General features: G+C 33.1%; 23 protein-coding genes. 3 read left to right on the top strand and 20 right to left on the bottom strand.

Annotated features, from left to right (window positions below):
* Positions 1–101 precede the first annotated feature (101 nt).
* Positions 102–1,145, bottom strand: coding sequence for an N-acetylneuraminate synthase family protein (locus O6P34_RS07635; RefSeq protein ID WP_269683920.1), 1,044 nt, complete (start codon positions 1,143–1,145; stop codon positions 102–104).
* Between the two features lie 141 nt (positions 1,146–1,286).
* Positions 1,287–1,964, bottom strand: coding sequence for an acylneuraminate cytidylyltransferase family protein (locus tag O6P34_RS07630; protein WP_269683919.1), 678 nt, complete (start codon positions 1,962–1,964; stop codon positions 1,287–1,289).
* A gap of 927 nt (positions 1,965–2,891) precedes the next feature.
* Here O6P34_RS07630 and O6P34_RS07625 point away from each other — a divergent pair.
* Positions 2,892–3,275, top strand: coding sequence for an HU family DNA-binding protein (locus O6P34_RS07625; RefSeq protein ID WP_269683918.1), 384 nt, complete (start codon positions 2,892–2,894; stop codon positions 3,273–3,275).
* Between the two features lie 544 nt (positions 3,276–3,819).
* Here the strand turns inward: O6P34_RS07625 and O6P34_RS07620 are convergent.
* From O6P34_RS07620 to O6P34_RS07550, 15 genes are all read right to left on the bottom strand, one after another.
* A complete protein-coding gene (locus O6P34_RS07620; protein WP_269683917.1) occupies positions 3,820–4,737 on the bottom strand; it encodes a glycosyltransferase family 2 protein in 918 nt (305 codons plus the stop codon).
* Between the two features lies 1 nt (position 4,738).
* Positions 4,739–5,755, bottom strand: coding sequence for a glycosyltransferase (locus O6P34_RS07615; RefSeq protein ID WP_269683916.1), 1,017 nt, complete (start codon positions 5,753–5,755; stop codon positions 4,739–4,741).
* A 3-nt stretch (positions 5,756–5,758) separates the two neighbouring features.
* A complete protein-coding gene (locus O6P34_RS07610; RefSeq protein ID WP_269683915.1) occupies positions 5,759–6,640 on the bottom strand; it encodes a glycosyltransferase in 882 nt (293 codons plus the stop codon).
* Positions 6,641–7,528, bottom strand: coding sequence for a hypothetical protein (locus O6P34_RS07605; protein ID WP_269683914.1), 888 nt, complete (start codon positions 7,526–7,528; stop codon positions 6,641–6,643).
* Positions 7,529–7,540: 12 nt separating this feature from the next.
* Positions 7,541–8,668, bottom strand: a complete 1,128-nt coding sequence (locus tag O6P34_RS07600; protein WP_269683913.1) for a glycosyltransferase family protein — start codon at positions 8,666–8,668, stop codon at positions 7,541–7,543.
* Between the two features lie 92 nt (positions 8,669–8,760).
* Positions 8,761–9,693 (bottom strand): glycosyltransferase family 2 protein, encoded by a 933-nt coding sequence (locus O6P34_RS07595; protein ID WP_269683912.1) that lies wholly within the window; start codon positions 9,691–9,693, stop codon positions 8,761–8,763.
* The gene (locus O6P34_RS07590) at positions 9,690–10,544 is read right to left on the bottom strand and encodes a glycosyltransferase (protein ID WP_269683911.1); all 855 of its coding nucleotides are present in this window, start codon (positions 10,542–10,544) and stop codon (positions 9,690–9,692) included. The genes O6P34_RS07595 and O6P34_RS07590 overlap by 4 nt, the downstream gene beginning before the upstream one ends.
* Positions 10,545–10,555: 11 nt before the next feature.
* On the bottom strand, positions 10,556–11,509 hold the full coding sequence (locus O6P34_RS07585; protein ID WP_269683910.1) for a glycosyltransferase family 2 protein: 954 nt from the start codon (positions 11,507–11,509) through the stop codon (positions 10,556–10,558).
* On the bottom strand, positions 11,493–12,410 hold the full coding sequence (locus tag O6P34_RS07580; protein WP_269683909.1) for a glycosyltransferase family A protein: 918 nt from the start codon (positions 12,408–12,410) through the stop codon (positions 11,493–11,495). Before O6P34_RS07580 ends, O6P34_RS07585 begins: the two co-directional genes overlap by 17 nt.
* A gap of 4 nt (positions 12,411–12,414) precedes the next feature.
* A complete protein-coding gene (locus O6P34_RS07575) occupies positions 12,415–13,296 on the bottom strand; it encodes a glycosyltransferase family 2 protein (RefSeq protein ID WP_269683908.1) in 882 nt (293 codons plus the stop codon).
* Positions 13,293–14,321: a glycosyltransferase family 2 protein gene (locus tag O6P34_RS07570; RefSeq protein ID WP_269683907.1), complete on the bottom strand. Its 1,029-nt coding sequence runs from the start codon at positions 14,319–14,321 to the stop codon at positions 13,293–13,295. Before O6P34_RS07570 ends, O6P34_RS07575 begins: the two co-directional genes overlap by 4 nt.
* Positions 14,321–14,971 (bottom strand): CatB-related O-acetyltransferase, encoded by a 651-nt coding sequence (locus tag O6P34_RS07565; protein ID WP_269683906.1) that lies wholly within the window; start codon positions 14,969–14,971, stop codon positions 14,321–14,323. The genes O6P34_RS07570 and O6P34_RS07565 overlap by 1 nt, the downstream gene beginning before the upstream one ends.
* Positions 14,958–16,199: an ABC transporter ATP-binding protein gene (locus O6P34_RS07560; protein ID WP_269683905.1), complete on the bottom strand. Its 1,242-nt coding sequence runs from the start codon at positions 16,197–16,199 to the stop codon at positions 14,958–14,960. The genes O6P34_RS07565 and O6P34_RS07560 overlap by 14 nt, the downstream gene beginning before the upstream one ends.
* A 269-nt stretch (positions 16,200–16,468) precedes the next feature.
* Positions 16,469–16,816, bottom strand: a complete 348-nt coding sequence (locus O6P34_RS07555) for a four helix bundle protein (RefSeq protein WP_269683904.1) — start codon at positions 16,814–16,816, stop codon at positions 16,469–16,471.
* 199 nt (positions 16,817–17,015) lie between these two features.
* Entirely contained in the window at positions 17,016–17,885 is an 870-nt protein-coding gene (locus O6P34_RS07550) for an ABC transporter permease (protein WP_269683903.1), read from the bottom strand.
* A 319-nt stretch (positions 17,886–18,204) separates the two neighbouring features.
* Here O6P34_RS07550 and O6P34_RS07545 point away from each other — a divergent pair, with 319 nt between their 5' ends.
* On the top strand, positions 18,205–18,960 hold the full coding sequence (locus O6P34_RS07545; RefSeq protein ID WP_269683902.1) for a hypothetical protein: 756 nt from the start codon (positions 18,205–18,207) through the stop codon (positions 18,958–18,960).
* A gap of 120 nt (positions 18,961–19,080) precedes the next feature.
* Positions 19,081–19,821, top strand: coding sequence for a tyrosine-protein phosphatase (locus tag O6P34_RS07540; RefSeq protein WP_269683901.1), 741 nt, complete (start codon positions 19,081–19,083; stop codon positions 19,819–19,821).
* Positions 19,822–20,035: 214 nt separating this feature from the next.
* On the opposite strand, the gene O6P34_RS07535 is transcribed toward O6P34_RS07540, so the two are convergent.
* The 3 genes from O6P34_RS07535 to O6P34_RS07525 all read right to left on the bottom strand — a co-directional run bounded on the left by O6P34_RS07535 (position 20,036) and on the right by O6P34_RS07525 (position 25,291).
* Complete coding sequence (locus O6P34_RS07535) at positions 20,036–22,405, bottom strand: GumC family protein (protein ID WP_269686708.1); 2,370 nt, start codon at positions 22,403–22,405, stop codon at positions 20,036–20,038.
* A gap of 7 nt (positions 22,406–22,412) precedes the next feature.
* The gene (locus tag O6P34_RS07530) at positions 22,413–23,204 is read right to left on the bottom strand and encodes a polysaccharide biosynthesis/export family protein (protein WP_269686707.1); all 792 of its coding nucleotides are present in this window, start codon (positions 23,202–23,204) and stop codon (positions 22,413–22,415) included.
* A 119-nt stretch (positions 23,205–23,323) separates the two neighbouring features.
* On the bottom strand, positions 23,324–25,291 hold the full coding sequence (locus O6P34_RS07525; protein WP_349293433.1) for a polysaccharide biosynthesis protein: 1,968 nt from the start codon (positions 25,289–25,291) through the stop codon (positions 23,324–23,326).
* Positions 25,292–25,379 lie beyond the last annotated feature (88 nt).

Below are 25,379 nucleotides of genomic sequence, written 5' to 3'. Positions count from 1 at the left end.
CTTAAATACCGCTCGATTGCGCTCGAGAGGGCTACATTTTCTTACAATTGACTATATTTTTAAGGTGCTAATGGCACTTCAAAGAAGGGAAAATAAACAAACTACTGTTCAAAATCATTAAAATCCAATTGTTCATCACAATCAATGTCGCGAACAGCAATTTTCCCAATCAAATCATTAAAATGTTCGGCTAAAATTTTTCCGGTTCCAGGACGTTTTACCCAAATATTCTCTTTAGTAAGCAATTCCCCTTTTTGTATCGGCTTAATGGAACAAACCGTTGCAAAAGCAAAATCAATAGTCACTTGTTCCTCTAACGCGGGCTTTTTGGTTCCGCCACGCATCTGCCAAATTTCATTAGAACTTGTAATCAACATCGCACAGGCTTGCTCATCCATACTGCACACAATGTCGGGACCGGTACGCTGCATGTGGTCGGTAAAATGACGCTCCAAAATACTGCCTCCTAAAGCCACTGCGCCCAAACAGGCATTGTTATTCAGGGTATGATCAGACAAGCCGAAAACTTTATCCGGAAAAGCATCATGCATTTCCACCATAGCCCCTAACCGGACCAAATGTATGGGAGTGGGATATAAATTAGTAGTATGCAATAGTGCTACAGGTACATTGTGTTGGTCAAAAATCGCCACTGCTTTGGCAATACTTTCAATAGTATTCATTCCGGTGCTCAGAATAACAGGCTTCCCGAAAGAAGCAATGTGTTCCAATAAAGGGTAATTATTACATTCACCGGAACCAATCTTATAAGCAGGGATATCAAATTTCCGCAATCGTTCCGCAGCAGCTCGAGAAAAAGGAGTCGATATAAATAGCATCCCCTTACTTTCTACATAATTTTTAAGAGCCAGCTCATCCGCTTCGTTCAGCGAACAGCGCTCCATAATTTCGTAAATAGAAACAGTTGCATTGCCGGGGATTACTTTTTTGGCAGCGCCACTCATTTCATCTTCCACGATATGCGTTTGATGCTTGACCACCTCAACACCGGCTCTGTGGGCAGCATCAACCATTTCCTTAGCGGTCTGCAAAGAACCTTCGTGATTAATCCCTATTTCAGCAATCACCAATGGTGGATAATCGGGACCTATTTTTCTTCCTGCAATTTCAATATATGGGTTCATTTTGGTAATGAATGGTTTTAGGTTAAATTTTAAAATAAATATTTAAATTAATCTCGACTAAGCTTGCTTTGAACGATGTCCGAAAGAAGCTATCTCGACTGCGCTCGATTTGACAACAAAATTCTCCAATATCAACAACTGTCAGGTCGAGCGCAGTCGAGACGATTTATTGATTAAATACGCTGCATAATCCAAATCATCTTGCGTGTCAATATCTACTGTCGCAAAAATATGATTTACTTCATAAGGGAGGCTGTTTTCAGAAAATATTTTACCTTCCCGTATCAATTTTGTCTGAGTAATGTACAATAAGCCATTTTCAAAATAAAGCGGTTCTAAATCCTGGCTGCGCTGCCCTATAGCGTAATTGAAAGGGATAAAAGATTGGTTGCTAATTTTACCCAGTTTTTGATGATTCCTGCTAACGGTGAATAAACTGTCGCAACTGCTGTTCCCATAGGCTTCAAAAGCATCTTGTAATAGATTCTCCGGACGCAACGGATTGGTGGGTTGCAATACAATTACATGATCCGGAGTGTAGGAAATCGTATCTAAAACATGCTGTACTGCCGTTACAGTAGGTTCAAAATCTCCTGAAATAGCATCAGGTCGGTCAATCACTTGAACACCATACTGCAAAGCCACTTTTTTTATGGTAGCACTATCTGTAGTCACATAGATTTCATCAATAACAGATGGATTGTTTTGAGCAAATAAAATACTGTGTACCAGTAAAGGGATTTGATCTAACAGCAACAAATTCTTGTTAGGCAAACGTTTGGAGTTCCCACGAGCAGGAATAATGGCAATAGTTTTCATTGGTGAAATTATATCCTTGTAAAAATACTTATTTTTTCTAATTTCTAAGAATCTTCCTGAAACTTTAATACTACTTTAGATACAAAGACCAAAAAAAAATAGCAAAATAGTGTTTTATCTAAATCTTTAAATAACAAATCTACGAAATCCAACTACCGCCGCTTCCTCTCATGAAATCGAAGATGCAACGACTCCAAAATAAACATAAAGTGAGTCATAGAAAATGGGTACTTCTCATATTCATAACTATAAAACACCATCAAATCTATAAAATCCCACTAATGCAACTCCCCTTTAGGGCCCGGGGTATAGGCCATGATAATCAACCCCACTCAAAACCACCATAACTACAAAATCCCACCACTACAACTCCCCTTTAGGGGCCCCGGGGGTATAGGCCATGATAATCAACCCCACGCAAAACCTCCATAACTACGAAATCCCACTATCACCACTCCCCTTTAGGGGTCAGGGGGTATAGGCCATGATAATCAACCCCACTCAAAACCACCATAACTACAAAATCCCACCACTACAACTCCCCTTGAGGGGCCCGGGGTATAGGCCATGATAATCAACCCCACGCAAAACCTCCATAACTACGAAATCCCACTATCACCACTCCCCTTTAGGGGCCGGGGGTAAACAGATTCCTAAAAACACTATTTATTTACTATTTTAAAAATCGTATATTTTAAAGGCATTAAAAACAAAAATTAAATCACAATATACTAATTATCAATTACTTAATTTAAAGAATAAATAAAAAACGGGAAGAAAAATCAATTTGTTAAAAACGTACTTTGTTTGTGAATAACTTTGGTTTTTAAACCCTCTATTCTATTGTATCTTTGAGAAGTCAGTTAGGTACTTTTAACAAGTATACTAAGACTAATTAATTTTCACTCATTTAATACCATGAAAAGTATGGCTGTTAAGTACAAAGTTCTTCCTAGAAAGAACCCTCAGGATGCGATGGCACCTGAAAAATTTTATGCCGCGGCAATTGCCGACGGTGATGTCGATTTGGATAGACTCGCTGAGTTGATTTCCTACCAGTGTACAGTTACTGCATCTGACTGTTATGCCGTATTGTTGTCTTTAGAACACAACATCATTGGCGAATTAGGCCAAGGCAGAATTGTCAAATTAGGCAGACTGGGCAATTTTCAAGTCGGAATTAGTTCCGTAGGCAAGGATACAGAATCCGAAGTCTCTGCTAATGCAATTACCAAGAGTCGTATTCTTTTCCGTCCCGGAAAAAAATTACGTACTATGCTGAATGATTTATCATTTAGAAAAGCAGGCTAGAACCCCGTAATCAGAAGCATCTGATTATTGTAAGACCTCGAGTATTCCAGTACTCGAGGTTTTTTTTCGTCCATTAACAACGAAAATTATATTCATTTCGTCCTGACCGGACTTTTGTTTCGTAAGGACGGTATAAAAAAAGCGTCAGTACGAGATAAAAAAAGCATCCTAATAAATAAATGACACCCGTCAATAGCCTAAAATGAACGAAATAAACGTAGCTCTAAGTAGAAAAAATCAAAGAAAAAAACCTTTTTTTTATAAAAAAAGCTCAAAATACCGGCTAGAACCCCGTTTTTTTGAGCAAATTAATTAGTGTAAGACCTCGAGTAATTCCAGTTACCCGTCGAATTATAGGCTAAAAGTAGTGAAATGTTTCAATATGTGATGGTATATTTTATAAAAATGTCTCAGCAGTGTATAAATTTTAGCATTATATGCTCGTGTAATTTAATGATTTTCAAAAAAGAACCTGGTAATTTGTAAACAATAATAATCTATTGTTTAAATCTTAATTATCAACATCTAAAACCTTCATTACTATTCACTGTTTTTCAGGCTTCCAATATACCCTCGTTTCCCCTAACTTTTGATATCTATCATACTCAATTTGAGTCAATCTATTACTACATTTTACAATTTTAGGAATAGCAAACATCAAATCAAATAACGCTAAAGATATCGCTTTGAATGCTTTAAAATCACCTTTAAACACTTTCAATTGCAATTGCATCCAGATACTATATGCCATTTTTATTGGTATTTTTTGTAAGGGAAAAAACAAAAAGTACAAATACCAACCCGACCGTAGTGAACGTCGCAGGCGCAGGGTGTAATCTGAACTGTTTTTTCGGGCTTTCACATCCACCCGGTGATGCACTAAAACTTCAGGTAAATAATGAATCTCAATGTTATTTTTAAACAACTGATAGGAAGCAAAATCTTCTTCTCCATAAAAAATAAACCAAGCTGGATAATCTGGAATAGCACGCCAAGCTTTCATACGCCATACATGAGCACAACCAACAAATCCTTGAACATTCGAATTATCTTTACTAGAATTAGTTTCAGCCGGAGCATGTAGTCCCCAAAAAATTCGTAATGCAACTACACCGCAAACCGGATTGGTATCAAAATAAGCTTTTAATATGCTTAATGGGTTTTCAGTTATAAAATGAGCATCATCATCCAATGAAATAGCAAATTCAGTATTCACGAGACCTAACAATCTATTTCTGCTGTATATAAGTCCTTTACTCTCTTTATTCTGAATCAGTTGAATTTTAGGATAATTGGCTTGTATAAAACCGCTAGTACCATCTGTAGAGCCATCGTCACAGATAATACACTTCACATCACCACTTTCTAATAAATATCGACTTTTTTCTAATGTATAAGCCAAATCTTTTATTCGGTTTTTGGTGGTTATTAAAATCGAAAACTTCACGGGTCCATTTTCCATTTTAATATTTTTTAATCATTGATTTGGGCAACTGTTTTAACTTGTAGAAATACCGTAAAACAAGACTATTGAAAAGAATTTTTTTAAAAATCTTGTTTTTCATTACATATCTAAATGTACTGCATTTAGAATTAATTGGAAAATTTCCAAAAATATTATTAACTTCAGTTTTATTACTTTTATTAATAAATGCATCCATCCATTCTTCCCATGTATTTCCTAAATGATAAGCATAATTATCGTAAGTGGTAACACGCCAATAGTCTTTTTTAAGTGGTAACTCATCTAAATATTGCTCACTAATTCCTCCCATTTTAAAAGGAATATTACTTACAATCTGACTAAAAATGTCCTTTTTGTATGTAGCAACAAAATGTCCCGAACCTACCAAAACACTCAAACTGGAATCAACTTCAAAACCTAAAACATATTCTAAATAATTAGGATTGTAATCTCGTTTCCATCCTATACTATCGTAAAATGACACTAGGGCTTCATTATTTTTGACTCGAATGAATTTAAGTCTGGATGAAAAAAAAGAATCAAATAACACGTTAGACGAATTGACTTTGTACATGCCAAATTGTGGAACTATACCCACTACTCCTACTTTTGGCAAATGGCTAAAAATTTTAATCGTTTCTTGTTGCCAACCATCTAAAAATAACACATCGGAATCAGAAATGGTCACCAACTCTATGTTGTTACCTGCTAATCCTTTTAAGATTGCGTTGAGTTTTCCAATATTTTCGGTATGAATTATTTCATGAATTTTTTTGTTATTGTGAAGTTCGTCTAGGTAATTTTTAATTTCATTACAACTTCCGTTGTTTACAATTGTAATAAAAGTTTTGTTGTGAACTGTATTGAATAGCGATTGCAAACACAGTTTTAAAATAACAAGACTGTCCTTAAAATAACCTTCAAAATGAGGAATAAAAACAGGAATTATAATCTGATGTAAATAATCGGATTTTTTTGTGATCTGGTCTTTATTTGGATTGAAGCCTATTCGCATTAGCTATAATATACTATTTATAATTTTTTTAAAAAATTGTAAAAGGTTAGAAAACTTACCTTTTTCAAGGTATAATATTGAAATCGAATAAAACATTTCTATTTTTTTTCGATTATTTAAAAATCTTTTAGAGACTTTTTCAAATAGGAAGTCTATCTCCGAAGAACTAAAATATTGAGATTTATACTTTAAAAGATAGTAGAAAAATAAATAATTTGCTTTCTCTTTTTGAACTTCATTACTTTGATTACCTGAAATGCTTATCCTTGATATTCTAACAAATACAATAGCTTCATTTATAGAATAAATATATCCAAAATTAGAAAATTCTAAAACTGCCAAAACATCAGACCACCATGCTAATGGTAAATCTTTAAATCCTATACTCCTAATTTCTGATAATTTAAAAACATATTCACTTAACGAACTTCTCTTATTATTTAAAATAATATTTTTTGAACTTTCTATCTCAGAATTTGTATAAACATTTGAAATTGTTTTTCCTGCTTCATCAATCTTTACGACACTAAATCTAATAACATTAAATTCTCTTTCAAAAATGTGTTTTTTTTTATAAAATTGCTCTACAAAATCATCACTCAAAACATCATCATCACCTAAAATTGTTACCCAATCCTCATTCTCTACAAAATCAATACATCTATTCCATTGCTGAACTAAACTCTTGCTACCATAATTAATATCAAATTTTTTATATTTAAAATTAAATTTACTTTCAAATTGTTTCAATAGCCATAAACAATCCTGAGGACTTGCATCATCACCGATGTAAACAGTAAATTTTTTATTAGTCTGATTTGATAAGGATTCTAATGTTTGCTCAAAAAAATCAATCTTAAAATATGGAATAACAATCGCTAACATTTACTTAAAAACTTTATTATACAATGCCTTTAAAAATATAGAAAATGGTATCTTAACTATCTTTTGTAAATTGGTTTTACTATAATTACGGATAAATTCTTCTTCATTTTTACATTCTAAAAAAAGAAGTCTATTCCAAACACTAGGAACTGTTGGGTGAAAATCATTCACTTCTTTATAATTTTCCTCATTCAATTTTTTCCAAAATTCAAAATATTCGAAGGTATCAAAATCATCACGATGTCCCCAATTTTTAATTTTGTTTATGATTTCCTTGTTGTCTCTAGCCCATGAATTGTGAATTACATTGATATTAATATTAATATTTCTTATTTTATAATTTTTCCTTGTAAATTGATTTTGACTTTGATTAGTGATAAAAGCAAACTCTTCTTTGTTTTCAATATACAAGTAACCTTTATCGATTTTTTTAAACAAAGTAATCAGATTGCCTTTAAAATTTATAGGGGTAAATTTTGGAAGCAATGTTAAATACCAATATTTTTTTAAATATTTTGACAGTTCCTCAAAATCATAAACATACTCATCGACATCCAATTGAATCTTCCAACCCCTAGCTAATTTTTTTAATGCAAGATTTCTTTCTCTTGATTCATTCTCAATAGGAGAGTTTGTTGGAATAAAAAAGAAATCCTTGTAAAATTCTATTTTTTCTTCAAAATCAATCTCCTTCATTCTTTCGAAAAAAGAATCTGGAATAATAAAGTCATTACCACTCCATGTCTTAAAATCCTTATCAATCGCAATTACAATTCTATCAACATAATTATAAAGCTGTTTTATTGAAAGAAATATCATTTCATAATCATAAGAGAGCAAATACGAAACTTCTAACCTGCAAAATCTATTAATTTTATTTTTACACATATTAAAATATCATTAGACATTAGACATTATATAATCCAACTGTCTTTTAAAATTAGTATCCAAAAAGTAATCACCAAAAGGGTCAGTAAATACTTGATCAGAATGATGGTCGTCTATAAGATTCAATAACTTTTGTTTTACCTCCGCTACATTATCGGAAGTAGCAATATACTTTTCATACCTAATTATTTTTCTCAATTCAGATTCAGAGGGTAATAATGCTAAAACCGGTTTATTCAATGAAGCCACAAATGGTGCTTTTCCTAATAGAATATTACTGTAATCTAAATAGCTTTCTAATAAGATTATGATATTTGCCTGATGTATTTGCTCATTGGCAGAATTAGAGAAATCTAATCCATCCAAAATATGAATGTTATTATACTGCTTGTATTTTAGAGATAAACGCTTGTTCTCAGCACTTTTTAATCTAAAAACCATTTCCACGTTATCTCTAACATACTGACTTTCATCACACAATTTTGAGAAAGCATCTAATAGAACATCTATATTTCTACCAAATTGCAATCCTCCATGATATGAAATTGAAATGTTTTTTTCTTTTTTTCTAATCAATGAAACATCCGACAAATTGAAAGCTTTGCTATCATATTGATGTGGTAAGGTATAAAACTTTTTTTGGTTTCCATAGATTACTTGTAAATCTTTAGAAAGCAATGATGATGGTGTAATACAGGCTTTACTCGCCTGAACAACTTTATACATTTCTTGAAAATCTAAAAGATCCCTCTTAGTTAATTCTTTGATCGAACTTGTATCAAAAAAAAATGGATAAGGGTCATGAAAATTTATGATTGCATTTCTAAGTATAGGCAAATCTATAGCGGCTAAAATTGCTTCATACTCTAAACCAGAACTTCTTATAAAAATCTGATTATAATCCTGATATGGGATTTTGGCAATTCGGCTTTTAAATTTAGAAAAGTAATACTTTTTATAAATAGATCTAGTAAATAATCGTCTGTATATGGCATTTATCCATTTAATATAAAAAGGCGGTCTTCTTGGTATTACATATTCTGAAATCGAGTTTATCCCCAGTAACTCTTTATCATAATCATGTTCATAACCCATAAAGTAACATAAATCAATTATTGCTTCTGGATATGCAGTTCTCAACTTCGATAAAAAAGATCGAGACACAATACCTTCGCTAGTTCCAGATATTCTCAAATCTTGTACTATTACTAAAAACTTCATTGTAAATGTTATTATCTATTTATTTTTCTCCACTTTCCATAAAAGTATAATCGCATAGGCAAAAAACTATATAGCAATTCTAATTTAAATACTTCAAATGTAGATAAATCGAGCGCATCCACTATTCTTCTTTTTAAATTATATTTTTTGTAACTTAAAGAAATTTGAATAAAGTACCTCAAAATGGGATATGTAAGTAATTGTTTTTGATGTAAATTTTTTAATACTAAAAGAATTGCTTCTGCATTTGATGCAGTTCGAATTGGATTATTTCTAAAAAATTCCCCTGTATTAGATTCCGGATGTTTACGTCCATAAAACAATGTCTTATTTATAGAAATCCCTGAAAACCCATCTGTAATAATTCTAGAATACAACTCCCACTCCTCGGCATACATAAGATGTTCGACAAACCGATGGTCATAAAAGCATTCTTTTTTCCACATTACAGCACAAGAGTTAAAAAGAAGTTCATTTTTGACGATTTTTTCGATGTTAGTATAATCAATATAAAACGAAGTGTATTTTTTTGATAAATCAAAATCATAAATAAAATCTTCAAAAAAAACAGCTCTTATATATCTGCAGAAGGAGATCTCTCTCGTTGACAACTCCTTAACACATATCTCCAAATTTTGTGGATGTGCAATATCATCATCATCGAAAAAAATAATAAAATCACCTTTTGCTAGATCCAAACCATAATTACGACATCCTGGCAATCCTTTTAAATAATCCTCAGGTCGTTTAAAAAACTGAAATCTTTTATCTTCTTCAAGTATTGGGGTAATAATTTCAATGGTATTATCAAAACCACCATCATCAATAATCAAACATTCCCAATCTAAAAAAAACTGTGATTGAATCGACTTTAGCGTTTCTATAATATATTTTTCTCTATTATAGGTAGCCATTATAATGGTAACTTTAGGACATATTTTCATTTCAAACAATATTTAATCCACCGAAAAGGTGCCAAAATAACTTTACCTATTTTAAATTCTAAGCGCTCTGTATTCTTAATTTTTTCTGTTTCTTCTCTTTCTATTCTACTGATTAAATGAATGATAAAATCTTGAAAATATAATACATATAATGCTTTATGCTTTTCATAAATAAAAGACTGTAAATGATATTTGATTTTATTTGCTCTTGATGTAGTAGAGTTCTCTTTTAATCTATAATGAAATAAAAATTCAGGAATAACAAATGCATAACCCCCTTTTTCCAATAATCGAATGTAAAATTCCCAATCTTCAAAACCGAATCGCATTGTTTCATCATATCCTCCGACTGCAATACATTCCTTTTTTCTGAACATAACACTACCTGTAGCTTGGTTATACATCAAAAAATCTTTTAAATATCCTCCTTGGGGATAATGATTATCACAATAAGAATCATTAAATCTTTTAGTATAACAAGTCACTAATTTTATCTCTCTGTTTTCTAAAATATCTATTGCCTTTTCACAAAAACTAGTTTCAAAATAATCATCACTGTCTAACACCAAAATATAGGTTCCACTAGCGGCTTTAATTCCCGTATTCCTTGCGGCACTTTGACCTTTATTTTTTTGTGTTATTAATATGGATATTTGATGCTCTATTTTTTTAAGTACTTCCTTTGTGGCTTTATCCGAACCATCATCAACTACAATTACTTCAACATCTCCAATCGATTGATTCAAAACGGAAAGAACCGCCTTTTCAATATACTTTGCATCATTAAAACAAGGTATAACAACAGATACCAAATTTTTTATAGCTTTTTCTTTAGAAACTCCTTGAATCATATTTTTTCTTTTTATGTACGAGCATATTTTAAAATAGCATAGCCCCTGCCCAAATACTTAACTATAATAATAGCAAATATAAAGGCTACTGCTTTGCTAAATGAAAAATAATTATGAATCAACTTGAAAGCTAACTTGACAGAAGGAATAGATGACTTCAACTTTGCTAAAGCGAAAGCCTGCTGCATGTACCCCGATAAAAACCAACATATTAATTCCTTATTATCATAAAAAATCAAATCCTTCGCTGTTTGGAATTTTAATGTTGCTATAATTTGTATATGTTTCGTTTGATTTATTTTATTTTGAATAGTTATTGAATTTTCATGAATTCTGCGGTGAGTTAGAATTTGATTGATAAATGCCCCGTTAGTAGTATGATGTAATAATTTAATAAAAAAATTATATTCGTCTCCATCAGTGATTATTTCATTAAACAGAATATTTTGAACACAGCCTCGAGTTGCTAAAAAATCATCTGTAATCCAACCTATTTGATTTAAAGCATAATTTTTAGCAGTAAAAACAGCTTTTATACGATCAAAATTATAAGGCTTATCAATCATATCACCAGTTATATGATCAAAATTTATAGTATCTGTAACTACAAAATCCAATTTATTTTCAATTATTATTTGATAGGCAATTTCTAAATGATTGGGGAGCATAATATCGTCACTATCAAACCATTTTATAAAAGGAGCGTTCGATTTTGTATATCCAAAATTTCTGCATGAATTCGCTCCTTTTTTTAATTCGCTGGGTCTTTTATAGGCTTTAAAGTGCGCATCTTTTTTTTGGTATTCTTCCATCACCTCAAAAGAGGCATCTGTACTATGATCATCGACTAGTATACATTCCCAGTCCGTAAATGATTGCGCTATAATACTGTCTAATGTATAATTTAGTAAATGCTCTCGATTATAAACCGGAATAATAATGGCTATTTTAGGAACTTTGAGCATGCTTATTTAAATAGATTAAAAGTCTTCTTGTAAACTTTATAGATTGTATAAAATATAGATTAAAAAATAAGAGTGCAAAGACGCGAATAAAAAAATTAAAATCTACTTCGTTTATCTTATAAATAAATTGTTCGTAAATAAGTAATAGTTCTTTTCGTTGAAAACGCTTGAATTTTAAAATATGCTTGAATATAACAAAATTATAAAACGCTAAGGTAGCTTGATTTTTTTCTTTAATCATAAAGTCACTTCTGGAAATATTTTCGTCGCTGAGCCTAAAACATACAGATGCTGAATTAATAGTAAAGATATTTTTAAACTGCGAAAATTCAAGCCAAGCCCTATCATCGGAATGCCATGCCAAACGATAATTAAAAAAACCATAACGCAAATACATACTTTTTCTAAAAACATATTCTGATAAGGAACTACGTGTTGCATTAGTCATTCGTCTAAACATGAATTCAGTTGATTTTTCTAAAACTGGGTGTTCATACAACTCTGAGATTTTTTTTAACCCCATTTGTTTTATTCGTGTTGCAAAACGAACTACATTACATTGAGCATTATTAATTTCTGGTAAACTACTATAAAAATCGGCAATGCAGTTCTTACTCAGGGTATCATCATCACAAAGTATCATTAACCATTCTTCTTGCTCAGCGATGCCAATACATCGATCCCACTGTTGAACAAGAGAAACTCCTCCCAAATTTTCTTCAAATCTATGATAATCAAAATCAAGTCTTCCTTTATATTTATCTAATAAAAACTGAGGGTCTTCTGGACTCGCATCATTGCCAATATATACTTTAAACCTTTTATCGGTTTGATTGGCTAGTGAAAAAAGCGTATCCTCAAAAAAAGTCAACTTATAATATGGAATTATAATAGCAAGCATTTTTCTATTTTTTAATTATTTTAAAAAAATATTTTGATAAAAATGTAGCTTTAATCTTTTTTGCCATTTTGTAAGTGGCTGAATTTTGATAATTGTATATTGTAGTTTTCAATTTTATAGTTTCATTATATTTTTGCAAGAGTTCAAGATGAAGATAGTCTGTATAATCTTTTTCAGAGATTATATCCCTAATATATACAATTGCTTTCATATGATTTTCTAACATATATTTAGCATCATTAGTCATACTCTCTTGATGCTTTCGATAATAAACTAAGGATTTATTTACAAAAAAAACTTTGAATTCCTTTTGAAACAAAGTCAGCCACATAACCCAATCCTCTTTAGCTTTTAATTCTTCTGGAAATCTGAAATCTTGAAATAACAGTGCACTAAATAAACCACAATGTATTGGAATACTAAATATTGATTCCCATTTTAATAAAACACTCTTAAAATTAAAAAACTCAAAATCTAACGTACAATATGGTGCAGAAGAATAATCAGGATTAATAGTAAACATTCTAAAATTAGAAATAACAACATTTATATTCTTATCAAGATGTAATTCTTTAATTGATAATTCTAATTTTCTATTACCTAAAACATCATCCGAATCCAAAAACTGAATGTATTCGCCTTTTACGTTGTTTAATCCTAAGTTTCTGGCACTACTTAAACCTCCGTTTTCTTTATAAAAATATTTAAACCTTAAATCCTTTTCTATCCATTTTTTTACGACTTCCTCTGTATTATCAGGACTTCCATCATTCACAATAATACATTCCCAATTCGTGTAAGTTTGACCCAACACCGATTGTAAGGCTTCATCCAAGTATTGCGCTTGATTGTAGCAGGAAACAATTATTGAAACAAGCTCATTCATTTTACTTTGTGATTTAACAACGTCTTTACAAACAATTTTATTATTTCTTTAGGCTTTAGCCTACTATTTAATTTGCTAAAAATTGACACATATTGCTTTAAAATTAAAATAGAATAAGAAGTTCTATTCTTAAAATAATAATTAATAAAATTTGATTCCATTTGAACCCAATAACTATTAAATCCGTCAATACAGAAAAAGCCATTAACATTGGCGTTAAGTAATTTGATTTTTAAATCTATAAGACCCGTAAACTCCTCAAATGTTAATTCTTCTTCATCGTCAATATATTTTAAATAAATGTTTTTATGTGTTTGCAAAATACTATTCTCTAATGAACATAATAGTTTTAAGCGAACATTTTTAGCAACTTGAACTTGTTGTTTATTTCTAACGGAAGAAACCTGTGAATCATGAACTCTATAACGTAATAAACATTCTTGCAAATTATGTAGTTTGCCTAATAATAACAATCTAACCCATAAATCATAATCTTCAGCCGGTTCCGTTTGTTGGTCATAACTTATATTATTGGCAACTATTATATTATTCCTTAACATAACACTTGGATGCACAATACAATTACCTTTTAAAAGGTTAACTTTTATTTCTTGATGGCTCTCTGGTAGTAAAAAAATCTCGTTCTCTCCAATTATTGAATACGATGTACCACACATTATTACTTCAGGATTTTTATCTAAGAGAGATACTTGCTTTGCAAATCGTTCTGGTAAACTAATATCATCTCCATCCATCCGAGCTATAAATTCACCTTTTGCTAATTTTAAGCCCTGATTTAAACTGTTTGTGTAGCCCGTGTTTATTTGTTTTTCTATTAATTGAATTCTAGGATCACAATATGATTTTAAAATCATAACCGTTTCATCCGATGAAGCATCATCAATTATTAAAAACTCAAAATCCTTAAAGGTTTGATTTAAGATACTGTCTACAGCTTCTCGAATATACAACTCACAATTGTAGACGGGCATCAGAACTGTTATTTTTGGCTGTTTAAGTATCATTATTCAATTTTATTTGCTTTTTTTATCTCAAATAATAAATCTATGTTTTCAATAATTTTTTCCGAAGATAAAATATTATGATTGTCTTTAATTACTTCATTTGGCCACTCCCACCATTTTAATTCTTCTAATTTAAAAATTATATCTTCTGAGAACCTTTTTGATTTTATTTTGCCAGGCACACCAACGGTAACTGAATATGGTACGACATCATTTATTATTACTGAACCTGCACCAATTACAGCTCCATTCCCAATTTTAATTCCATTCTTGACAAAAACATTTGCTCCAATCCAAACATCATTTCCAATTTCAACTTTTGAATGTCCACAAAATAAATCTTTATTTGGGCCAATATCAAAACCTGTCTTTTCACTATAAAAAATCGGCGAAGTTGACAAAAGGTGAATTGGGTGATCTCCATAACCAACAACAACATTAGGACCAATAGAACAAAATTTACCAATTGTTGTATTATGAATAATTGAATTTCTAGCTATATATGAATAATCCCCTATTTCTGAATTAATAAATTCAACGTTAGGAAAAAAAATTTTATTCCTATTAACTGTATTAATTTCATCAACAAATTGCATTTGAATATTAGCTCTAGTTAAAAAAAATCTTAATATCTTTTTAATTTTTCTCATCCCATTTACAATTAACAAAAACACTTCCAAAATTCTTATCAAAATGCATATCAGAACCCGTTTCTAAAACAGATATTTGACATATATCGCTAACATAATCAAACACCATCCCTCCTATATTGAACAAAGCTATATCAAAAGAATATAATCCTGGACAAATTGTTTTTTCAGGAATATCACAAATCATATTAAAAATATTTTTTTCTTTATTTTTATTTGACAAGTCATAATGAGTTGTGAAAATTTTATTCTTATTTCTATCTAACAATGCTAATCCAACTTTAGAAGGTTCAATATTACCCAAAATACCTTTGATAGAAATTTGAATTTTATCATTTATACCAAATTGATTTGTTTCAATACCTTTATTTAAAATTTTAACCCCTGAAATAAAATTAACATCATCTTTAATACAATTATAACTTTCAGAATTCGAATTCGAACTCACATAAGCATCAATTATTTTTGAAATATTATCTTGCATAATGATCTTCCCATTTTCCATATAAATTCCTGATTTACACAAACTAGCTATAGATCCCATATTATGACTAACAAACAAGACCGTTCGGCCTCCTGTTTTAGAAATATCCTGCATCTTCCCAATGGCTTTCTTCTGGAACTCCGCATCACCCACAGCCAAAACCTCATCGATAATCAAAATTTCAGGCTCTAGAAACGCGGCTACAGCAAAAGCCAAACGCACATACATCCCGCTGCTGTATCGCTTTACGGGGGTATCTATATAGCGTTCGCAACCGGAGAAATCAATAATGGCATCAATCTTAGAAGTGATTTCTTTTTTGGTCATCCCTAAAATGGCACCATTCAGGTAAATATTTTCCCTGCCCGTCATTTCGCCGTTAAATCCGGTCCCCACTTCAAGCAAAGAAGCCACGCGACCGCCAAACTTAATACTGCCGGTAGTGGGAGCAGTCACTCGGGACAATATCTTCAACAAAGTAGATTTACCCGCGCCATTTTTTCCTATAATCCCTAAAATTTCACCACGCTCCACCTCAAAATTAATATCCTGCAAAGCCCACACATAATCACTGCTGCCTTTAGTACTGCGGTCATTCGTATCCCCTATTTTCAAATACGGATTCTCCTTCCCGCGGATCTGATGCCACCAACGGTTCAAATCATGCGCCATAGTACCGGTACCCACTTGCCCCAGTCGGTATTGCTTAGAGATATTTTCGGCTTTTAATATAATGTCTTTCATAATTCGGGAGAAGTGAATAGTGAAAGGTGAATAGAGAACAACTTCTTACTATTCACAATTCCGTTTCATTTTACTCGTTTTTTAGCTATATAATATTTTCTTTTTTTATTTTTTTGGTAAGATAGCGCATCATCACTCACAATTCACTTCTCAACTTTCACCATTCACAACTCACCTTTCACTTTTCACAACTCACAACTCACCACTCACAACTCACCCCTCACTTCTCACAACTCACAACTCACCATTCACCATTCACTATTCACTATTCACTTCCTACTTATATAATTCTTAAAACCAATCAAAAGCTTTTTAACATCAATCAGTTGCAGATCAAAAGTGGCTTCTTTTGTCACAAAACCCAATCGTATAGCAATTAAATATTGAGTTTCCAACTCTGAAAGCGACCCTATTGAAATAGAAAGAAACTGCATGAGCTCCTTATCACCCTTCCGTGCTGCTCCCTCGGCAATGTTAGAAGGAATAGATACCGCTGCCCTTCTCATCTGACTCGTTAAACCATACTTCTCAGTGTCTGGAAACATTTGTGTAATTTGATAGACCATAATCACCAAATCCATGCTCTTCTTCCAAACCTCCAAATCTTTATGATCCATATCTTTATTTTTTGTGAGTAGTGAATCGTGAATTGTGAGTAGATTGGTTGTCAAAATAAACTAATCTACTCACAATTCACGATTCACCACTCACCACTCACCACTCACCTTTCACAACTCACGATTCACCACTCACTCCTCACTATTCACTCCTCACTATTCACTATTCACTATTCACTATTCACTATTCACAACACACCTAAACCGTATCAATAAAACTCTTCTCCGTCCTGTTAAAAATCAACACTCCGACAAAAAACACAGTAATCATCACTAAAAAAGTATACCCCAAACCTAAGAGAGAGATATGACCGACATCAAGCAACATGTAGCGCGTAGTTTCTATCACATAAGCCAGTGGATTGTATTCCACAAGCCAGCCGTAAGTAGGTAATTTTTCTTTGATTAATGCCATTGGATACATAACAGCCGATACATACATCAACAACTGCACACCAAAACCAACCAAATTACTAAAATCACGGTATTTAGTAACCAAGGACGATATAAACATCCCCAAGCCCAAACCTAAAATGCCCATCATAACAATCAGTAACGGAAAAAATAAGGTCGTTGCATTCATTCCTATTGCAGCCCCTTGAAGATAATAGTACAGGTAAAAACAAATAAAGATAAAAAACTGAATTCCAAATTTCAACAAATTAGAAATCACGATAGACAGGGGAACAATGATACGGGGAAAATAAACTTTACCAAAAATTCCGGCATTGCTGCCAAAAGTATTGGAAGTACCATTCAGACAAGCTGTAAAATAATTCCAAACGGTGATTCCGGCCAAATTAAACAAAAAAGGAGGTACTGTTCCGGTATTAATACCCGCCACACTATTGAAAATAATCGTAAAAGTTACCGAAGTAAACAGCGGCTGAATCAAGTACCAAAGCGGTCCCAAAACGGTTTGCTTATATACCGTAACCACATCGCGCTTTACAAAAAGCAGCAACAAATCACGGTATTGCCACACTTCCTTCAAATTAAGGGAAAAAAATTTGTTTTTAGGTGTTATTTCAAACAACCAGGAGTTAGGTGTAGACTCAGTAGTACTCATAATAAGGGAATAGCGAACCAAAAACGTTTGGCTTTTCTTTTTGAATTTTAAATCTATCGTAAAATATTGTTAAGTACAAATATAATAATTTGCGTCTTGGTTTGGTATTAATTTTAAAGCACTCCAGGAATTCGGTTAAAAAAACGCAAATAAAAATTGCCACTAGCTAATTTAGGTCAATTCAGTGAGTAAATACTATGAAAAAAGAAAAGAACGAGACTCAATCACACAAGTAAATTGGTAAAAAAATGTAAGAAAAACACTTTCTTATTGACACAAAAGGCCGTATATTTAAACACATAAAACTAAAATAAAACCTATGGCCAAAGTAATCGCCCCATTCCAAATCCAAGGCACTTTAGACGACTTAAACTTCGTCGTAGCGGACGGTATCAATTATGTCCGTAAAAAAGGAAAAACAGGTGTAACATCCAAAGACTTTAAAAACAACCCTATTTTTGATCCAATACGGAATCAGGGAAAAGAACTTGGTCATTGTTCAAAAAAAGCGTTCCAATTTCGCCAACTCGCGGCACGATTCAACAAACTAGCCAAAGACGGAAGTGTAGCGGGCAGAATAAACAAACTTCTTCTTGAAATACTCCAGGAAGACACCACACAACCAAAAGGGGAAAGAACACTGATAGAAGGCTTAAAAACTGACGAAGGCAAAGAAGCCCTTTTATTTTTTGAAAGCAATAAACTAAGACCGATGCGCCAAGTGTTGAAAATAAAAGAACAATGCTTAGTTGAAACGCAAACAGTGGTTCTGGAAAATTTCATAGCCAAAGAACAGCTAGACTGGCCGGAAGAAGCTACTCACGTAGTTTTCGCTGCCGCAACAGCCAATTGGAATTTCGAAAAGGAAACTTTCGACACTTGCTACAGCACGGATTGTATTTTAGACAAAGAATCCGAAAAACAAACGATAACCCTTACAACCGAAAAACCCAAAGGAGACCAATTGCACCTTACTTTTTTATTCATAGGCTTCATGAAACAAGACCGAAAAAAACACGTTTTCCTGCACCGAAAATACAACACAGCAACTTGCATCGCCTATCATATTCCATAAAAAAAATTGGAGAGTCAGTATTGATAAACAATCAAGCCATCTGGGTAAAAACTACACCGTTCAAAGTATTAAAAAATCATACCATACAATATACCAACACTTTTTTTTTACCTTTACACCATGTTAACACTATTCAAATCAAAACCGGTACTCAAAGATTTAATTCCAGACAATTATATTGATATTCATTCGCACTTGTTGCCGGGTATTGATGATGGAGCCAGAAATTTTGAGGATACTTTGGAACTCACCCGAAGTCTTCAGGACCTGGGGTTCAAACAGTTCATCACCACCCCACATATCATTCAGCATGTTTGGGATAATTCGCACGAACAAATTCGCAGCAATGCGTCAGCAACCTTTACAAAGTTAAACCAACACAACACCAAGGTCCCGCTGAAAGTGGCAGCAGAATACATGATGGATGACTCTTTCGTAACCCGTTTTAAATCAGAGGAATTGTTGACCCTGAAAGACAATTATGTATTGGTGGAAATGTCGTACATCAACGCTCCAATGCAATTGTATGCAATTCTTTTCGATCTGCAGGTAGCGGGGTATATTCCGGTGTTAGCGCATCCGGAACGTTATTTATTTTACCATAAAAATACAGAAGAATATCTAAAACTCAAAAGAGCCGGTTGCGTATTTCAATTAAATTTACTGGCAGTAGTAGGTTATTACGGGGAAAGTATCACCAAAATTGCAGAACAGCTGCTTCAAAAAGGAATGTACAGTTATGTAGGCAGTGACGTCCACCACACCAAACACATCGAATCTTTCAACCTTAAAGTAAAATTAAAAGATACAACCCCACTGAAAGAAATAATTGCTAACAATCAATTCTTCAAATTGGAATAGGCAATCCGAATGCTGCTACTTAGTACCAAGACCCAAGACCTAACACCCAAAACCAAAATCTATCACCTGAATTCTGTTACTTTTTTCACCATTCACTTATCACCCTTTCACCACTCACAACTCACCATTTCACCACTCACCATTTCACAACTCACAACTCACTTCTCACCACTCACCCAGTACCCAAAACCCAGTACCCAGTACCCAACACCTATTACTGCCACAACTTCTTATACCAAGCCACTTTTTTAACATTCACACCATACCCATACCCGTAGCCGTAGCCTTTGGTGGAATCGGTATCATTAAGAAGCAGACACATATTAGGTAATTTTTGTTCTTTGTAAAGACCGTTAACGATACTCAACATACGTTTTTCAAGGAAATTGGCTCTGGCTACATAAATAAAGCAATCAGCATGACTGGCGATCAATAGCGTATCCGTCACTAAACTGACAGGCGCAGTATCCACAATAATATAATCGTATTCTTTTTTAAGGGTTTCAAAAAGCACATTCACTTTTTTGCTCATCAGCAATTCAGCAGGATTAGGCGGAATGATTCCGGCTGGCAATACATCAAAATGCTCAAATCCGTCTTGTTTAACAATCAGATCTTTTAAATCCAATTCCTTAGACGATAAATAATTGGTTACTCCACGGCTGGGTAAAACCAAATAATCATCAATCCTTGGATTTCGGATATCCATTCCGACTAATAATACTTTTTGACCGGACAAAGCAAACGTTGCTGCTAAATTAACAGAGACAAACGTTTTTCCTTCTTTTGGAAAAGTAGAGGTTAAAAAGATCGTTTTAGCATCCCCTTCTTTGACGTTTCGGAGCATAAACCCAAGATTTGTTCGAACAATACGCAAGGCTTCTGCAGAACTGGTACGGCTCTCCGATTGAATAATTTCGTTAGGACTATCAGAAGTAGGAACATCACCAATAAAAGGAATTTTGGTATTACCCTCTAAATCCAATCGGCTTTTAATTTTAGTATCTAATAAATCCAACACATAGATAACTCCAAAAGGAATCAAAAGTCCAAGCAATAAAGCGGCTAAATAGATAATATTCTTTTTAGGCGAAACAGGAATTTTTAACGCTTTTGCCGAATCGATGACACGCGCATTGGGCTCGGTTGCCGATAAAGAAATAGCGGTTTCTTCTCTTTTTTGCAATAAATACAAATACAATTCTTCTTTTACTTTCTGTTGACGGGCAATCACTCTAAACTGACGCTCCTGAACCGGAATTTTTCCAATCTTAGCATTCAACAGACTTTCAGTGCTGTTCAAATTTCTTTTTTGGATGTTTAAATTGGACTGTAATCGTCCCAAGCTGGAAGACACTGTAGCTTTTAATGAAGCTATTTCCTGTTCAATTTTTACGACTGAAGGATTTGCCGCTGTAGCCGATTTCAGAATCCGGTTGCGATTCAAAACCAATTCATTATACGAATTGATTAATCCGGAAGCATCACTTTTACTATCAATTAAAGTAGTAGGCAACAAATCAGAAGGAGTACTTTTCTTGATAAAATCCAACATAGAAGAAACCACATTCAATTGAATTTCGGTCTCCACCAATTTTTTATTATACTCACTGGAGCCTTCAATAAAAAGTTTCGCTTCCGATTCAATATCAGTTAAATCATTGGATTTTTTAAAACTCTCAACGTCCTGTTCCACTCCATCCAACTCTTGCGTAATCAGTTTCAAACGATTGGCGATAAATTGCGACGTATTTTCAGAAATAAAATTTTTATCTGCAACCGCATTTTCATTGTAAATCTGAACCAGATTATCTAAAAAATCTTCTGCTTTTGTTTTTACGGGATCCACAATGGTCAACTCAACAACACTGCTGGTTTTACTCAAAGGAGTTACTTTCAATATATTTTTAAAATTTTCAGCAACATCTTCTAAGGGACGGATTAAAATACTAATGGGAGTAGTATCCTCAAACTGTTTGGAGCGAACAATAGATTTAGAAATTATTAGGTCCCCGTACTTTGTTTTAATCAATTCTCCATATCGAAATATTTTTTTACCACCCTGAAACAACTTTACAGAATCTGTAACTGACTCATTTTTTAGTTCAAATGAAGTAGGGTTGAGTGCTAAATATTGAAGTGTTATTTTAGACTCATAAAACTCAGGGGAAGTATTAATAAAATAGACCTCAATAGGCGCTTTTTTAAACAATTCTGAATTAATAACCTTCCCTTTAACGATTAAGGAAATATTCAAATTAAGTTTTTTAACAGTACTCTCAACTAAAGTTCTGGACTTTAAGATTTCAACCTCGTTGTCAACATTACTTTTCAAACCAGTTCCCAATCCCATATCGGCAAAAGCAGACAATTCAGAAAGCATCCCTCCTTTTTTCTCATCTTTGACCAATATAGTGGTTGCTGCTTTATATAGTGGAATAGCATATCGCAAATAAACAAAAGCTAATGTTAAACTGATAATGACACCCAGTAAAAACCATTTCCAATGCATTAGATACTTATCTAAAATAGCTTTTAAATTTAAATCTTGATCTGGATTTTCGTTTGACGTTGTTTGATTCATTGAAAAATTAGTTTGTGGTAGAAATAATTAAGGTGATAATGGTAATCAATAAAGAAGTTATTGATATAATGACTCCGGTATTAGGACCAACGGCTGCCGCATTAATTCGGTTCTTATTAGGTTCCACATACACCACATCGTTTTGTGCCAAATAATAAAAAGGAGAATTAATAAAATCCGCTTGGGTAATATCGACTCGATTATAGGTCTTCACCCCGTCTATTTCACGAATAATCAAGATATTATCTCTTTTACCATATATGGTCAAATCCCTTGCTTTGCTCAAGGCTTCAATCAATGTGATGCGTTCCGAATCAATAGTGTAAGTCCCTGGAGCAACTACTTCGCCTTGTATCGAAATTTTAAAATTCATGATACGGAGATTAACAATTGGATTTTTGATATACATACCAATTTTATCCTGAAACAGTTGAAGTACAGCAGAGCGGGTTAGCCCACTTACTTTTAATTTGCCTAAAACGGGAAAATCAATAGTCCCATTAGCATCAACCAAATACAACTGCATGGTTTCCTGTCCACGAACTAAATCTTGTTTATTGGCTGTTCCAACACTAACTGATTTCAAATTAAACGGCAACGCAATTTCCGGATCCTCAGCTGAAACGATAATCAGCAGTAAATCATCGGGTTGAATGGTGACTTCATAAGTATTTGATTTTGCTGTTGGCAAACGATCAATATTCTGATAATAAACGATTTCTTTTCTGGGCGCACAAGAAAAAAATAAGAGAGCAAATAAAAAAGGAATTGTTTTTTTTAGTAACAAAAAATAGTTCATGTAAATCTGTTTTTGGTGGCAAATATAATTATAAAGCAGGAATTAAATCAGTGGTTTGTAGTAAAAGTAAATCGGAAACTGAATTTGACGTTCATTCATAGCGATTCTGATTCCCAGAGTTATTGGTCCAGTGTCTGATAAGTCGAATTCATACTCTTAAATTCAGGAACAATTTTCTTCATCTTAGACACGATATCATCATTATCAAAGAAATTGGCAATACCAATGAGCTCATCAATATCAGTATGCAAGGTTTCAAATTCATCTTGAATTTCTTCTGCAATCATGATTTTTTCATGATAGGTCGGAATCGTTTTGGAGGTATCATTAAGCAGTTCTTCATACAGTTTTTCTCCTGGTCTTAAACCAACTATGGCTATCTTAATATCACGGTCAGGAACAAATCCGGCTAACTTAATCATCTTTTTAGCCAAATCGAGTATTTTAACAGGTTTCCCCATATCAAAAATGTAAATCTCCCCGCCATTCCCCATAGACCCGGCCTCTAATACCAATTGACAGGCTTCCGGAATTGTCATGAAATAACGGATAATATCTTTATGGGTAATCGTAACAGGACCACCACTGGCAATTTGTTTCGTAAACAAAGGAACAACCGAACCATTAGACCCCAATACATTCCCAAAACGGGTAGTGATAAATTTAGTGGTATGAAGGCTTTCTTCCTTTTGACTTTTTAACTGCAAGGATTGTACATATTTTTCAGCGATGCGTTTGCTGGCGCCCATGACGTTACTCGGATTGACCGCTTTGTCCGTAGAGACCATGACAAATTTTTTGACTTTGTACAAACAGGATAAATCGGCTAGATTTTTGGTCCCTTCGATATTAGTCAAAATAGCCTGAGAAGGATTCTCCTCCATCAAAGGAACATGCTTGTAAGCCGCCGCATGATAAACAACCTGGGGCTGGTATTTTTTAAAAATCCGATTCATAGCCTCTTTATTGCGAACATCGGCGATAACCGTATGGATAATTGTAGCGGAACCCAACTTGCGGGTTTCTAAACAAAGATGATGCAGTGGTGTTTCAGCCTGATCCAGCATAATAACACATTTAGGGCCAAAGCCCAACACCTGACGAACGATTTCGCTGCCTATAGATCCTGCCGCACCCGAAATTAAAATGGTTTTGTCTTTTAATTGTTTCGAGATGGATTTACTGTCCAATACGATTGGTTTTCGCTCCAATAAATCTTCAATTTGAATGTTCTTTACTTTTTGCGAAATCTCTTTTTGATTTTCCCAATCAGAAATCAAAGGAACCGTATAAACGCGGTAATTGTATTCCAGACATTGATCAACGATAAGCAATTGTTCTTCCTTTGACAAACTTTTATCGGCCATAATAACGCCTTCGGCGGCTACAGAACGCATCAAAGCCGGTAGTTTTTTCTTCTGGACTAATATCGGTAAATCCAACATCCGTTTAGAAGCATTCTGGTTGTTCCGATCGACAAATCCAACAATTTTAAAACGGGATGGGGTTTCAAATTTCAAAGCATTCGCAACCGAAATGGCATTGGCATCCGTTCCGTAAATGATGGTCCGAATTAATTTAGTACTATTTTTTTCTGAGAAATACAGCTCAAAAGTTTGCTTAACAACCACACGATATAAAAACAACCCGCAAAAAGAAAGCACTACATTGATAAAAAGAGCCGTATTTAAAAAGGCTTTTTCTTTGGTAAGAATTTCAAATACAAAATTAAAAAAAAGAAAGAAAATCAATACCGACAACTGGGAAAACAAAAGTTTAACGGCATCGATGTAAGAAGAGTGTCGAATAATTCCCGAGTAGGTTCTGAAAATCCAAAAGAAAAAGACATTAACACCAAAAAAAGAACTGATAAAAACGAATTCATGAGGCGTGATAACATAATCCAATCCGGTGCCTCTAAACAATAAATAAGTTAAAAAGAAAGCGATAAACAATACCATAAAATCTATGGCAACAATTATCCATCGGGGCAAATAGCTCAAATTACTAATACTCAATCTTAAATTAGCTCTCGAAAAATAAGTAGAAAAAGGAGCCGTTTTACTATGGGGTTTATTACTATTCAAATCAAGTGATTTTTAAATTTAATTTCTTCAACATACTCCTACAAGAGTATCAAATATAATGATAAAACATTTTAAACAAACAATAACT

This window comes from Flavobacterium lacustre (assembly GCF_027474525.2).
Taxonomy (GTDB): domain Bacteria; phylum Bacteroidota; class Bacteroidia; order Flavobacteriales; family Flavobacteriaceae; genus Flavobacterium; species Flavobacterium lacustre.
This window is presented reverse-complemented; position numbering and strand designations above follow the sequence as displayed.